The organism is Paenibacillus taichungensis (assembly GCF_013359905.1).
GTDB lineage: Bacteria > Bacillota > Bacilli > Paenibacillales > Paenibacillaceae > Paenibacillus > Paenibacillus taichungensis.
Map to the genome: position 1 here is coordinate 1 of NZ_JABMCC010000105.1, position 12,788 is coordinate 12,788.

General features: G+C 43.5%; 18 protein-coding genes. 2 read left to right on the forward strand and 16 right to left on the reverse strand.

Features of this window, described 5'->3' with window-relative positions; translation table 11 throughout:
- From HP548_RS09710 to HP548_RS09755, 10 genes are all read right to left on the reverse strand, one after another.
- The coding region (locus HP548_RS09710; protein ID WP_175381536.1) for a Holliday junction resolvase RecU at positions 1-303 on the reverse strand (303 nt) is incomplete at its 3' end.
- The gene (locus HP548_RS09715; RefSeq protein WP_175381537.1) at positions 300-1,265 is read right to left on the reverse strand and encodes a DnaD domain-containing protein; all 966 of its coding nucleotides are present in this window, start codon (positions 1,263-1,265) and stop codon (positions 300-302) included. The genes HP548_RS09710 and HP548_RS09715, both read right to left, overlap by 4 nt.
- Positions 1,258-1,632, reverse strand: coding sequence for a hypothetical protein (locus HP548_RS09720; RefSeq protein ID WP_175381538.1), 375 nt, complete (start codon positions 1,630-1,632; stop codon positions 1,258-1,260). The genes HP548_RS09715 and HP548_RS09720 overlap by 8 nt, the downstream gene beginning before the upstream one ends.
- A gap of 14 nt (positions 1,633-1,646) precedes the next feature.
- On the reverse strand, positions 1,647-2,069 hold the full coding sequence (locus HP548_RS09725; RefSeq protein WP_175381539.1) for a hypothetical protein: 423 nt from the start codon (positions 2,067-2,069) through the stop codon (positions 1,647-1,649).
- The gene (locus HP548_RS09730) at positions 2,066-2,224 is read right to left on the reverse strand and encodes a hypothetical protein (protein ID WP_175381540.1); all 159 of its coding nucleotides are present in this window, start codon (positions 2,222-2,224) and stop codon (positions 2,066-2,068) included. The genes HP548_RS09725 and HP548_RS09730 overlap by 4 nt, the downstream gene beginning before the upstream one ends.
- Entirely contained in the window at positions 2,221-2,472 is a 252-nt protein-coding gene (locus HP548_RS09735) for a hypothetical protein (protein ID WP_175381541.1), read from the reverse strand. The genes HP548_RS09730 and HP548_RS09735 overlap by 4 nt, the downstream gene beginning before the upstream one ends.
- Positions 2,473-2,477: 5 nt before the next feature.
- Positions 2,478-2,972, reverse strand: a complete 495-nt coding sequence (locus tag HP548_RS09740; protein WP_246318019.1) for an ORF6C domain-containing protein — start codon at positions 2,970-2,972, stop codon at positions 2,478-2,480.
- Positions 2,969-3,202 carry a hypothetical protein gene (locus HP548_RS09745; protein ID WP_175381543.1) on the reverse strand — a complete coding sequence of 78 codons (234 nt, stop codon included), beginning with the start codon at positions 3,200-3,202 and terminating at the stop codon, positions 2,969-2,971. Before HP548_RS09745 ends, HP548_RS09740 begins: the two co-directional genes overlap by 4 nt.
- A complete protein-coding gene (locus HP548_RS09750; protein ID WP_079694767.1) occupies positions 3,195-3,512 on the reverse strand; it encodes a helix-turn-helix domain-containing protein in 318 nt (105 codons plus the stop codon). Before HP548_RS09750 ends, HP548_RS09745 begins: the two co-directional genes overlap by 8 nt.
- A 16-nt stretch (positions 3,513-3,528) precedes the next feature.
- Positions 3,529-3,795: a helix-turn-helix domain-containing protein gene (locus HP548_RS09755; RefSeq protein WP_079694768.1), complete on the reverse strand. Its 267-nt coding sequence runs from the start codon at positions 3,793-3,795 to the stop codon at positions 3,529-3,531.
- A gap of 207 nt (positions 3,796-4,002) precedes the next feature.
- On the opposite strand from HP548_RS09755, the gene HP548_RS09760 reads away from it, so the two are divergent.
- Both HP548_RS09760 and HP548_RS09765 read left to right on the forward strand, forming a co-directional pair.
- Positions 4,003-4,938, forward strand: a complete 936-nt coding sequence (locus HP548_RS09760) for a LexA family protein (protein WP_175381544.1) — start codon at positions 4,003-4,005, stop codon at positions 4,936-4,938.
- Positions 4,939-4,952: 14 nt separating this feature from the next.
- Positions 4,953-6,215: a tyrosine-type recombinase/integrase gene (locus HP548_RS09765; RefSeq protein ID WP_079694770.1), complete on the forward strand. Its 1,263-nt coding sequence runs from the start codon at positions 4,953-4,955 to the stop codon at positions 6,213-6,215.
- A gap of 232 nt (positions 6,216-6,447) precedes the next feature.
- Here HP548_RS09765 and HP548_RS09770 read toward each other — a convergent pair whose 3' ends face one another.
- The 6 genes from HP548_RS09770 to HP548_RS09795 all read right to left on the reverse strand — a co-directional run bounded on the left by HP548_RS09770 (position 6,448) and on the right by HP548_RS09795 (position 12,709).
- Positions 6,448-6,864 (reverse strand): hypothetical protein, encoded by a 417-nt coding sequence (locus HP548_RS09770; RefSeq protein WP_175381545.1) that lies wholly within the window; start codon positions 6,862-6,864, stop codon positions 6,448-6,450.
- 69 nt (positions 6,865-6,933) lie between these two features.
- Positions 6,934-7,224, reverse strand: a complete 291-nt coding sequence (locus tag HP548_RS09775) for a hypothetical protein (protein ID WP_076289473.1) — start codon at positions 7,222-7,224, stop codon at positions 6,934-6,936.
- Between the two features lie 106 nt (positions 7,225-7,330).
- Positions 7,331-7,636 carry a hypothetical protein gene (locus HP548_RS09780; RefSeq protein WP_076289472.1) on the reverse strand — a complete coding sequence of 102 codons (306 nt, stop codon included), beginning with the start codon at positions 7,634-7,636 and terminating at the stop codon, positions 7,331-7,333.
- A gap of 140 nt (positions 7,637-7,776) precedes the next feature.
- Positions 7,777-10,824 (reverse strand): glycoside hydrolase family 2 TIM barrel-domain containing protein, encoded by a 3,048-nt coding sequence (locus tag HP548_RS09785; RefSeq protein ID WP_175381546.1) that lies wholly within the window; start codon positions 10,822-10,824, stop codon positions 7,777-7,779.
- A gap of 174 nt (positions 10,825-10,998) precedes the next feature.
- Positions 10,999-11,829: a carbohydrate ABC transporter permease gene (locus HP548_RS09790; protein ID WP_076289470.1), complete on the reverse strand. Its 831-nt coding sequence runs from the start codon at positions 11,827-11,829 to the stop codon at positions 10,999-11,001.
- Positions 11,822-12,709: a carbohydrate ABC transporter permease gene (locus HP548_RS09795; RefSeq protein ID WP_072733438.1), complete on the reverse strand. Its 888-nt coding sequence runs from the start codon at positions 12,707-12,709 to the stop codon at positions 11,822-11,824. The genes HP548_RS09790 and HP548_RS09795 overlap by 8 nt, the downstream gene beginning before the upstream one ends.
- Positions 12,710-12,788 lie beyond the last annotated feature (79 nt).

A 12,788-nucleotide genomic window follows, 5' to 3' on the forward strand; every position in this document is an offset into this window, starting at 1 on the left:
CATCTTATGACATTTCAGCAAGTATTCGAACTGGTGGTCCTTGAGATTGCTTAGCGGGAACAAGTCGCCCGATATGGATTTTGCTTCAAAAACAATCCCTCTGCCGCCAGGAATGATTCCGTCATAGTCCACCGTTGAAGGCTCTTCATAAAATCCCTCAAGCACCTTCGCCCCAGCTGCCTTTGTCACTTTGACTGGAGTAGGCCGTTTGTTCACTACAGCCAATCCCAGCGTGTCATATCGTTCATTGGAGAAGGTTATGATTGCTTCGAATCCCATTCCTCTACCGCCTAGTCGTGTCAATGTGGCACCTCCTGTTGTTTATTAGCCTGTAGTTCCGCTGCATATCGCATCATTTCTTCGTACTCTTCATCAGTGATTCCTGATTGTTCTGGATCCGTAACAGGCTGAACGACTTCAATGTTTGGTTTCCCGGAGCGTTTGTTGTATTTATTGCCGCCATTTCCGCTCCCATTGCTCGGCTGAGCTTCTTTGGTCCAAGGCTCGTCTATTCCATTGGCTTTCCATCTGACTAAGATGCCATCGACATAAGAGAGCTTCCGTATTCCGTTCAGAACAGCTACTTTCATAGCTTCTTGAACCCAACGTGCCCCATAGTCCTTTTCTAATGTCTGAATCTCGTCAGAAGTAAACGGGCTTATTGTTCCGAATCCTTCTCTTTGAAAAATATCGAAAAGATTAATATCAGGTTTATTACAACTACTACTATCGATTTTGGTTCCAAGAGGTTGAAAGAGAGGATCGTCATCAGAAAGGATTTCCTCTTTCTTTTCTTGTTGTTTTCGTTTCTCTTCACTTCTGTTCTCTTCAGTTCCCTTCCCTTCAGTTCTATTCAGTTCAGAGGGAATCTTTGGGGCATCTTCAGAACTTCCGGGAACTTCCGGGAATGTTTCGGAATCATCACTGGGTGGATCAGGGAATTTCGATTTGGTTCTCTTGTGTAAACCTTGCTGATGTTCCTCGAAATTCACTATCTGAACCACTCTGTCTTCACCGACTTTATACCAGTGAATTAAGCCTGCTGCCTGCAAATGTTCAAGCGCCACCTCTATCTCAGGCTCATCTATTCTCTTAATGCTTGGCACAACCAAATTCTTCACTTTAAAAGGTGACCCAGGGAGACGACCGAAGTCGTCTGTGTGTGGAATCATCCAAGTAAAAAGCAACATATCAAAAATGTCCGGTAGCTTATTTACTTTTTCACTAACCGATATAATTTTTGAAATCATTCTTCTGTCAGCCATCGAAAACACTTCCGTTCGTTTCCTTGGAGTTCCGGGAATTTCCCGGAAGTTCCAAAGCGTGATTGATTATTGCAGCGAGTAAACGCCGCATCCGTAATCCAGCTACCGTACCGTCAAATATCTGGTGACACTCTTTGCAGAGGTGTGCCAAATCATGTACCTGTGTCCGATGATCAATATGTGGACGCCCAGTAAGGTGGGCACGATCAATTGCCCGAGCCTTACCACACGCTTCACACACTCCCTGGGAACGTTCTTTGAGCAACACATCCACCGGGTGACTTATATCTCCCATTTGCCGCTGTGTCGGCTTTACCCGTTTACTCTTTACCTGTTGTGATTTAGGGTATGACCTGAAATCTGTCATGTACTGAGCCTCCCTTAACCCAACTTGATTTGCCGCTGAGTATTTGGTAAAATTACATTAATTGAATTGAAGAAGTGGTTTGAATGGCGGTTGCGTTCGCGAGACGCAGCCGCTTTTTTATGCCCGCAAAGCTCGTCATAATGAATACGGCATCCCACGCAACAGAACATTGATCCCTTATCCTCCACTTTCAAAATGCTATACCGGGATATTGAGACCTCACAATTCATGCAATGCCCAACTGTCATACCTTGAGTTGTATACTCCCGATCATCCACAGGATTTTCCACTCTTTTCAGCAACTTCTGAATACGAAAGGTTTTTAAACGGTAATCTGCTTGTTTTTCAACGTCATTTGTATCGAGCATTTTGTTATATGTTTGAAGCAGTTGCGCGCGTAACGCCCGGCGCATGCTTTCTTTTTTTGCTTCTGTCATGCTTGTCCCTCCCGGAGTTGCAATTTATAGTTCAAAAACTCAATGTCCTCGTCAAACCAATCGGCTGTACTAGGCTGAGCCTTCGCCTTCAACCTTTCCAGTTCAACGATCCGCTTGCGAATCTCCATCCGTTCATACAATCTCTCAAGTGTCATAAGCGTCCCGCCTTATCCATAAATTCTGTATACACATCATCCAAGACCTGAATGTATTGAAATTTGTTTTCGTTCGGCCAATCCATCTTCATGATGGTGTTCGCTTGCATGCCGTAAATTTCAGGATAATCATACTCGGCATTGGAGAAATCTTTTTCCAACGTCTTGCGATAGTGTTGTAACGATTGGAGCGATACCGCTCCGGGGAAAATCCACGAAACGGTGTTTTCTGCTAACAATTCATTCATCTATTTCAACCTCCTAAGAATGTTAATTGTCGATTAGCTTCTTCAATTTCCCGAAGCAGTCTACCCTGCGGTGCCCATGCGCTTACCCGTTCCAATGCTCTATCAAAGTCTTTGACTAAGGTGTCACGCATGGAGTTAGTCTGGAAGTAATCTTTGTGATCTCTCCACAGTGCTGAGTACGTCTTATTTCGTAAGCTCCTGTTACGGTATGAGGCTGATTCATCCCCTCCAAGAATGGATAGAACAACTTGGTTAGCCGCTTGTGCTAATTGACGTTGCTGCCCGTAATTGATTGTTGTGTTATTTTCAACGCGCTCCAGGCGACTTTGTATCTGCGGCAACTGTTCCATAACATCGGCCGTCTTGCGAAGAGCGATAGCCAGAGCGGCATCCTTATCTAAGGCTTGAACAGAATATTGACCAGTCTTACGAATCTCAGGCAGTATTTCATCAGCTACTTTAATTTGAAATATCTCAGCAACAGCATTTTTAGCCTTCATTGCCAATCTGTAGAAAGTGTTTTCTGGTATGAACCCCTCTTTCCCAGGTTGTTGGGAAAACCCATTTCTTCCAAGTATCCATGCACCCTTGACCACCTAACAACTTCGTTGCCACTTGTGGCTACGGTGGTAAAACCAAGTCCGCGAGCAACATCCTCTAAATTAAGTTGAGCTGTTCCTCTTTCGTCGATGTATACCCGAACGTCTTGGATATTGATCAAGTTACTCATCATCGGGTTCCTCCCTCGAGTTCATTTTTTCTTGTTTAACAATCCATTCATCGAGTTTCTCAATACGAAATCTAATTGCTGGTTTAGTGGAAGTTTGTGTTCCGATTTTATAGTGCGGTAATGATCCTTCTTTGCACATTGCATAAATTGCCGGTTCGGAGACATTTAAATATTTAGCAGCTTCACTTACAGTCAACCTTTTCCGATCCAGCATCTTCGGAATGTCCTGTTCGATTTCGGCTCTTAATTCAGAAAGTAGCTGCTCTCTTACTTCCGCAAAGAATCGTCCTGCCATATCTTCTACATTCATTCGCAAGACCTCCTCATTAGCCCACTTCCCTAATCAAGTTGTAGAGAGGTCCCGGGATTGTTTCCTTTGCTGCGGCAATCCTCAATTCTTTTGGTTCTAACCCGAGTACCTCAGCCAAAGCAATGTTCAGTGCATCCTTACCTGGTGGCATTTTTCCGTTCTTCATCTTGGATAGGACAGATGTGTGCATGGAAAAACCCTTTTTATGAAGTCTTCTGCAAATCTGGGCCAATTTTAGATCGGCTTTAGCAATACCTTCGCTGAGTATTGCGGCATAGCTCATCTTTCATCACCACCCGGTGTTGATTATTTAATCACGTGTTGAATTTTTAGTCACAGTGACTATGCCTAAATATTATCAAGCTGTTTCGAACAAGTCAATGACTAAATATTCACCACAGGCAAAAAAACGTTGAATAATTCTTCAACACTATGTTAATCTTATAGTCATACATAAGAATTATTTTTGAATGAAGGGATGCTAAATAACATGGATTATTCAAAACTGGTTGATGAATATATAAAAAGTAGTGGACTGAGTTTAGCGACCATTGCTGAACGTATTAAAGGTGAGGAAGGCATCCCTATTGATCGGTCTTATATTTCGAAACTACGGAATAACCCTAAATATCCTGCTTCCGATGAGATAAACAGAGCACTCGCAAAAGTGACAGGTGGAGATCCTGAGAAATTAGTTATGGCTGCATACATCGATAAAGCTCCAGAAGAGGTTAAAAGTTCATTACGAAAAGTCTCTGTTTATGAGAATTTTTTAAGATACATCTTAATTAATAAACCGTTGAATGTTGAGTTTGAAGGCGAAGAGAACATAAGTGATGAAGAGAGAAAAGAAGCAGAAGATTATGTAAACTCACCAGAATTTTTCGCATCCCTTTCTGAAAGTGAATTAAACAACCTTCTAAATGATGTTGTTGAAGATATGTACAAGAACGATAAGGATGCATATAACAAACTTGTAGTTTCTCTAGGGAAAAACGAGGGGTTAATAGCAGAATCACGCGCTACCTACAACAGTAATACGATGACCAGGATACCTGTACTGGGCCAAGTCGCAGCAGGGCTTCCAATAGACCGTATAGAGTATAACGAAGGTTACACTCTTGTCGATCCAAATCTGCTGAAAGGCAATGAAGGGTTCGCTCTTAAAGTAAAAGGAGATAGCATGACAGGAGACCGTATACATGAAGGCGATCTGGTGATTGTAGCAGTGCAAAACGAAGTCCATCCACACGAAATAGCTGTTGTGTCTGTAAACGGTGAGGAAGCAACCCTCAAAAGAGTTAAACGGCAAAATGACATGGTTATGTTGCTACCATCAAATCCGCAATATGAAGCCCAGTTGGTTCCTGCTAATCAAATTCATATTATCGGCAAGGTGGTTGAAGTTAAATTTTGGCCTGCATAAGGGAGTGAACATAAATGGCTAGTTATCAAAAGCGAGGATTGCGAAGTTGGTTACTTGTCGTCGAGACTGGTGCTGACTCTGATAAGTTCAGGGATAAGGAAACGAAAACAATTAGAGTTCCAGAGGAATTGCTTAAAACGCCAAAAAAACTCGAACAACATTTAGATGAAGAGCTACTTAAATTTAAAATCGAAGTGGAGACGGGTGTTTTTTTTAAAGCTGATAATATGAAATTCTCTGATTTTGTACCGGAATGGAAAAAGAAGTTTGCAGAAAAACATCTAGAGGAAACAAGCCAGGGAAACTACCTTTTCCACCTCGAAAAACGAATTTTACCTTACTTTGGTCATATGTTAATGCAAAAAATCAAACCTCTCCACATCGAAACTTATCTAGATGATCTTTCCCAAAGCGAAAAAGAGAAACATCAGAAGTCTACAGGAGAAAAACTGGGCTCTGCTACCCTTGTCTATAACTACCGCGTTCTCAGAAGTGTTTTTACCAAAGCAAAGGAATGGAAAATAATCAAAGAAAATCCTTTGGATGGAGTTAAAAAACCCAAAGAAGAACAAAAGGAAGTTGAGGTTTACGGTGAAGAAGAAGTCTCTTTGATTCTCAGACTATTAGAACCGGAACCTGTACTTTTCAAGTCTTTGATTATTTTAGCGATTACAACAGCCATGCGGCGAGGAGAGTTATTAGGCTTAGAGTGGAAGCATGTGGATTTCGAGAATGGCATAATTAATATTAATCAAAGTATTCCTAAGTATAAAAATGGACAACCAGTAATCAAAGGTCCAAAAAACAAAGGCTCAAGAAGAAAGGTTGCAATCCCGCAAATAGCATTAGAGACTTTGCGTGAATTTGAAAGACAGTGGAAGAAGGATCATTTCAACAGCGAAGATACATGGTTAGGAGGCTCTTATAGATTTTTGTTCTCTAATGAAAATGGCATGCCGTTTTATCCAAAAACCATCGGAGATAAATGGAGATCGTTCCACAAGCGTAATAGTGAACACGGTTTGAAATACATTAGATTCCACGACCTCAGACACACCTCCGCAACCCTTCTAATCAATGAAGGTGTCCACCCTAAAATCATCTCAAACCGGCTTGGTCACTCTAAGATCGGTACAACAATGAATGTGTATGGTCATGTAATTGACTCTGCCGATAAAACAGCAGCAGAAAAGTTCCAAGGTCTTTTTACGGACAAAACAAAAACCGACGTAAGTACGCACTCGAAAGTTGTTGACGAGTTGTTGACGGATTGTTGACGGAATTCATTGTGATTCATAACATTACAAATAATACACATAGGACCAATATCGAAAAACCCTTGATAATAAACGGATTACACAAATTCATATGAAGTGGATTAGTTCTAAACTCTCCTCTCCCATGAAAAAGAAGCTCTTGAAAGAGGGCTTCTTTTTGTTATCCAATATTATGTACCATAACCGCATTGACCAATTATAAAAATGTTGCCCTCAGACAGCACTATTCCCCTTATTCATCCATACTGACCTCGAATTCGGATTGTAACCATCCAATATCTTTCAGCCATTCTTCCATGTCATTCATAAATTCCGTATGAATCAAGTGTTCGATCTTATATTTCTTCAGTTTGTCGCTCAGATAAGCATAGAAATAATGACTCAGCTCATATCGCTGTCTGCTTTTGCTAAACGTTTTATACTGATCCTCACTGACTGTCATATCAAAGTAAATCGTATTGTCCTTCTTAGCGTATCTGACCGTCGATTTCCTCTCATATTCTTCAGGCAGACATCTGAAAACAAAGAACAGCTCAATGCCACACGCTTGATACTTACTTTCTGCTTTATCAAACACAGGCAGCAATTCATCCGAAAGTGCGGCTACCTGCGTTAATCCAGAGGTGTCGGTTGATTTATCCAGTATCATGGCACATGCCCTCTCTTCTAGCTAATTTCGATGCACACAACGTCAGGCAGTAGAGACATGTTTCTTCCCTCAATCCACCTTATTGGATTCTCTTCTCCTGCGCATGGATACATTCAAACTCAACAGCGGCATCAATAAACCCAGGGCAGGCAAGGCCATATTCCAGGACTGATATCTCACGGATTGAATGATCATCAAACCAATCGCCATCAGCATAATGATCTGTATAATCTGGTATCTGTCCAAATTCCTTTTGAAAGCCTTTTTGGAAATCATCCGAATCAGGAAATAGGCAACGGTACTATAGAAAACAGCCATTCCGAGAATGGCAATGAATATGATTAAAGCAGCATTGCCCAAGATTTTCCCTCCTTCACTCCACTCAACTTAATCCCCTTAATTTTACCATAAGAGCGAAAGAGTGTCATCGGAATGCTCCTGCCTGAACTCTTGCACCGCCCCTCATTTACTTCTCTTCACTAATCACTGTCGCGTTATAGATCACAATCCGTTTGCCATCCAGATCAAAAAGCACCTTATTTCCATACTCCGTATCTTGCAAATCAATCTTACCCTCATACGTATGAATCAATTCTCCCGAATTACTGTATACGTTGACCACACGCTCCAGACCCCCGGAGTTGTTGGATCGCATCGTTTTTAGCGCACGTTCACCTGAAGCCGTGTTGAAATACCAGATTAAGCATCCTACGATGATGCCTAGTATGACGAGAATCGTTACCCATACACCTGTCTTTGCTTTTCTGCTCAAAATAAGCCCCTCCTTTATCCATGTCCAGTACAGTACGAGACAGATACGGTAGCGGTTTCATAGATCATCATCTGATAACAGCAAACAGAGGCCCCCAGTGTTGGAGACCTCTATCCTTAGCTACATCTTATACAGCGCTATTACAGTGCACGAATGACAAATTCAAATTGCAGTTCGCCGTCCGAGGCAATGCGATATTCTGGATGAACCGGTGCGCCCCAGCTATCGTCACCACCAACGCCCATTTGTTTGCCGGCTACCGTTACAACCGTATAATGCACCGGAGGCAGCTCATACGCATGTTGTGCATTCTCCAGCTCAAATGCCGTATATGGTGATACATTCAGCTCGACTGGAGCGGCAGCAGATTCAATTTTGAAGCCACGCCCCGCGTTGTCGGTCAATTTAGCCCAACGTACCCCCGTACGGTTGCCCGACTCCTGCGGTACAAGATATGGAGCAACGGTATCTGCTACCTTGCTGTCATGGATACCCAGACGAGCTCCAAATGCACGGTCCGCATAATTTTCTTCCGGTCCCATCGCCAGCCATTCTACATTTTCAAACTCCGGTGATGTCTTGAAGGAAAGCGCATGAATCGGAAGATCTGGCAGACCTGCCGCTCCTTTATACGTATTATGCACATGCACACTACCATCTGCACGCACGGTATAAGCCACTTTCACTTGTACATCTGCCGAAATATTAAGTTTGTATGTGAATTCAATCCGATATTGATCCGGGTTTTGTTCCGCTTTCCAGTTCACACATCTAGGCAGCAGACTTGCAGCATACCAAGCCCCAAGCTCGAAGCCCAAGGCAGTACCCTTATCATTATCGGTGGTCGCACGCCAAAACAACGGCATTGGAGGCTGTGAAATCGTCTCCTGACCTGACAGCTTAAGGGATACCAATGTTCCAAAAGCCTTGGAGAACAGGACATGGGTCTGGCCTACCCTTACCCCGATATTAACGTCCCCTTCAACAACCTGAATTTCATTTGTCAGGTTCAGATCCGACACCGCAGTTTCCGATTTCTCCTGAGCAAATACAAACTGTCCAAAGGCAACTTCCTCGCCTTTTTCTGCCCACAATGTTGCTGCTTTTAATACAAACGCGGTATTCACTGCATATTCCCCACCAGCAAGAGATTCCACATCAAGTGGAAGTTTCACAACGGTTTCGCTTTGTGGGCTCACATTTACCTCCAGCGTTCCACGCAGCACTTCATGACCTTCACGGTCCAGACTGTATACCAGTTCGAATTCAGACGTGTCCGCGAACAAATTACCGTTAACGATTTTCACACCTTCCCGATCCGGGAACAGCTTGATGTTTTGATACAGGAATTTGACTTCCTGCATCTTGGCAGACACTCTGCGGTCTGCGTGCACAATGCCGTCTCCACAGAACGAATAGTCCGAAGGACGATCACCGAAATCTCCACCATAAGCAAGGAACTCTTTGCCGTAACGATCTTTTTTGTAAATGGCTTGATCAATGTAATCCCAAATAAAGCCGCCTTGGTACATTGGATACTTGTCTTCGAGTTCCGTATACTTATGCATACCGCCAATGGAGTTACCCATGGCATGCATGTACTCACAGCTGATATACGGTTTTTCCGGATTTGCGTTCAAGAATTCCTCAATGTCCGCCGGTTTGGCATACATGCGTGATTCCATATCACTCGTATCGTTAAAACGACGGTCATGGAAGACTCCTTCATAGTGGACGAGACGAGTCGGGTCTGCTGTTTTAAAGTACTGAGACACTTTATAGATCACTTCACCACCATGGGACTCGTTACCACAAGACCAGATCAGAATGGACGGATGGTTTTTATCCCGCTCTACCATCGACACCGCACGATCCATAACGATATCATGCCACTCTGGACGGTCGCCAGGAATAACCCACGAAGGCTCAACTGCACCCAGTTTCTGCCATGATCCGTGTGTCTCCAGGTTCATTTCATCAATCACATACAATCCATATTCATCACACAATTCATACCATAGGCTTTGGTTTGGATAGTGAGATGTACGAACAGCGTTCATATTGTTTTGTTTGATCGTCTGAACGTCCCACAGCATGTCTTCCTTGGTTACAGCACGTCCGCGACGTGGATTGAATTCGTGACGGTTTACCCCTTTGAAGACAATACGTTTACCGTTGATGTGCATCACTTTATCGATCATTTCAAATGTACGGAAGCCAACGGCCTGAGGTACAACTTCCACCAGCTCGCCCGCTGCATCATATACTTGAATATACAGACGATACAGATAAGGAATCTCCGCACTCCACAGGTTTACTTGGCCAATCTCCTCACGAAGACTCACCAGACCATTGGTAACTTCGATACCACCAAATGTTTTCACCAAGTTGCCTACAGCATCCCGCAGTTCAACCTCCACTTTGGCTCCAGCAACAGCTTTTCCTTCAAGTTTTAGATCCACGTTTAGCGTACCATTGGTATATGACTTGTCCAGATCCGTCACAACCCGCACATCGCGAATATGCGCAGCTGGCACTGTATACAGATATACGTCTCTGAAAATGCCGGAGAACCGCCAAAAATCCTGATCCTCCAACCAACTGCCTGTGCTGCGTTGATACACTTCCACAGCCAGTTTATTCTCTCCGTCCTGGAGGAATGGTGTCAGATCAAAATCGGATGGCGTGAAGCTGTCTTCTCCATATCCAACAAATTGTCCGTTAAGCCATACATAGAATGCAGATTCCACGCCCTGAAACGAAATATATACCGGGCTGTTCTGCCAGCCTGTTGGCAAATGGAAAGTGCGAATATAACTGCCTACCGGGTTTTGGTCCTGCGGCAATGCAGGTGGACGCAGATCGTTTAACCCATCCCAAGGATACTGTGTATTTACGTATTGGATCTGACCGTACCCTTGGAGCTGAATATGCCCCGGCACTTCAATATCATCCCAACCGGCACTGGAGAATTCCTGCTTGTAAAAAGCTTCGGGGCGGCAATCCGGTCGGATCGCATAATTAAATTTCCACGTTCCGTTAAGATTGTAGCGCATAGCCATTGCACCGGATGCTTTCGCTTCTTCCATAGTACGGTAATAGCGATGATCCGAGTAAGCGTTAAGGCGGTTTACTTCAAATACGCTCACATCGCCCAGCCAGTTAATATCTGCATGTGTTGCTTTCATTCGGCTCTCTCTCCCTCTTAAAACAAATATATTTATTACTTATTCAGTACAGATTCTTATTTTCCTTTTACGAAACAAACATAAACAAACAGAAAGACAGAGGAACACCAATTCAGGCGCCCTCCTCTCTCTTTTCTGCATTGACGTCCATTCAGACGGTTTGTTGATGATGCATTATTTGACGGAACCAACCATACCTGCCACAAAGTGTTTTTGCATAATGAAGAATACAAGGGCTGTCGGTAATGTTGCGATGACGATGGCGGTCATGATGACACCATAATCCGGTGAATAACTGGAACCGAGGTTTGAGATTAACAACGGTATTGTCTGTTGGTCTGGCGTTTGCAGCACCACGAGCGGCCACAGGTAGTTATTCCAGCTGCTCATGAAGGTGATGATCGCAGCAGCTGCATATGTTGTTTTCATCGTAGGCATGTAGATCTTCAGGAAGATGCCTATTTCGCTCAAACCATCAATCCGGCCTGCTTCAAGCATTTCTTTCGGGAACATTTTGGTGTTCTGACGGAAGAAGAAGATCAGGAACGCCGTTGTGATGGTCGGCAGAATAACTGCGGCCATGGTGTTGATTCCAATGAACGGTGCAAAACCAGAGATCGTAGCAAACATCCGGTATAAGGGAACCATCAGCGCTGCGAAAGGAATCATCATGGACAGCAACAGAATGTTAAATACGATATCACGTGATTTCGTCCGATATACTTCGAATCCATAACCGGCCAGAGAGCCAATCAATAGGGCAAGAATCGTGGAAATAACAGAAACAATCGCCGAATTTCCAAGAGCCTGTACCAGATTCGTTGAATCCAGCAATTTGTTGAAGTTATCAAGGAAAACCGATCCAGGAAGCAGTCTGCCCTTGGTGACATCTACAGAAGCATTGGTCGAACTGACAAGCATCCAGAAGAACGGGAAGATGGACACAAATGCAACGATGGACAGAAAGACATATGTGAATATACGTTTTGCTTTTGCTTTAGCCATTTCTCTCACCTGCCACTTTGAACTGGATAATGGACAATACGATAATCATCAGCACGATGGAATACGAAACGGTTGCCGCATATCCGAAGTCCGGTGAATATTTGAACGAAAGGTTATAGATGTACTGGGAAATGGACATCGTCGCATTACCCGGACCACCTTTGGTAATGTTCATAATCTCATCGAAAATTTGCAATGTACCAATCGTCGATGTAATGGAGGTGAACAGGATAATCGGTTTGAGCAATGGAACGGTAATTTTGAAAAATTGCGTGAAAGCATTCGCGCCATCAATCCGTGCAGCTTCATAGATCGACTGATCAATGTTCTGAAGAGATGACAGATAGAAAATCATGTTATATCCGGTCCAACGCCAAGTAACGGCGATTATAATCGTAATTTTAGCCCAGAACGGGTCAGTGATCCATTGAATCGGTTCAGCAATCACGTGCAGATTCATCAGGAATTGGTTAACCATTCCGTCAGAAGAGAACAGATATTTGAATACGACAGAGTAGGCAACCAATGAGGTTACACAAGGCAGGAAGATGGCAGTACGGAAGAAGCTGCGGAAGCGCAACGTACTGTCATTCAATAAAACGGAAATAAACAAACCGAGAATAATCATGACAGGCACTTGAATAATCAAGTACAGAAATGTATTGGATACGGCAGTACGGAACGTTGTATCAATGAATAATCTTTTATAGTTAGCTAGGCCCGTAAATTCAAGATTGGCTCCTACACCCGACTTGAACGATAAGAGCAGCGCTTGCAGCATCGGATAAAAGTAAAATGCAACGATCCCGATAACAGCGAGCGATATAAAAGCCCATCCAGTCAAATTATTTTTCTTTTGCAGACTGTCTCCTGTATTCATGGCTTTGGCTTTCACAGTGTGGCTCCTCTCTCTCCGTGTAACATGGATAGAACCCAGGGAGCCTCTACCATGTCCGGGT

Bases quoted from the DNA above. Each gene is read 5' to 3' on its own strand.
- HP548_RS09715 (WP_175381537.1), bottom strand. From the start codon at position 1,265: ATGGCTGACAGAAGAATGATTTCAAAAATTATATCGGTTAGTGAAAAA.
- HP548_RS09720 (WP_175381538.1), bottom strand. From the start codon at position 1,632: ATGACAGATTTCAGGTCATACCCTAAATCACAACAGGTAAAGAGTAAA.
- HP548_RS09725 (WP_175381539.1), bottom strand. From the start codon at position 2,069: ATGACAGAAGCAAAAAAAGAAAGCATGCGCCGGGCGTTACGCGCGCAA.
- HP548_RS09730 (WP_175381540.1), bottom strand. From the start codon at position 2,224: ATGACACTTGAGAGATTGTATGAACGGATGGAGATTCGCAAGCGGATC.
- HP548_RS09735 (WP_175381541.1), bottom strand. From the start codon at position 2,472: ATGAATGAATTGTTAGCAGAAAACACCGTTTCGTGGATTTTCCCCGGA.
- HP548_RS09740 (WP_246318019.1), bottom strand. From the start codon at position 2,972: ATGAAGGCTAAAAATGCTGTTGCTGAGATATTTCAAATTAAAGTAGCT.
- HP548_RS09745 (WP_175381543.1), bottom strand. From the start codon at position 3,202: ATGAGTAACTTGATCAATATCCAAGACGTTCGGGTATACATCGACGAA.
- HP548_RS09750 (WP_079694767.1), bottom strand. From the start codon at position 3,512: ATGAATGTAGAAGATATGGCAGGACGATTCTTTGCGGAAGTAAGAGAG.
- HP548_RS09755 (WP_079694768.1), bottom strand. From the start codon at position 3,795: ATGAGCTATGCCGCAATACTCAGCGAAGGTATTGCTAAAGCCGATCTA.
- HP548_RS09760 (WP_175381544.1), top strand. From the start codon at position 4,003: ATGGATTATTCAAAACTGGTTGATGAATATATAAAAAGTAGTGGACTG.
- HP548_RS09765 (WP_079694770.1), top strand. From the start codon at position 4,953: ATGGCTAGTTATCAAAAGCGAGGATTGCGAAGTTGGTTACTTGTCGTC.
- HP548_RS09770 (WP_175381545.1), bottom strand. From the start codon at position 6,864: ATGATACTGGATAAATCAACCGACACCTCTGGATTAACGCAGGTAGCC.
- HP548_RS09785 (WP_175381546.1), bottom strand. From the start codon at position 10,824: ATGAAAGCAACACATGCAGATATTAACTGGCTGGGCGATGTGAGCGTA.
- HP548_RS09790 (WP_076289470.1), bottom strand. From the start codon at position 11,829: ATGGCTAAAGCAAAAGCAAAACGTATATTCACATATGTCTTTCTGTCC.
- HP548_RS09795 (WP_072733438.1), bottom strand. From the start codon at position 12,709: ATGAATACAGGAGACAGTCTGCAAAAGAAAAATAATTTGACTGGATGG.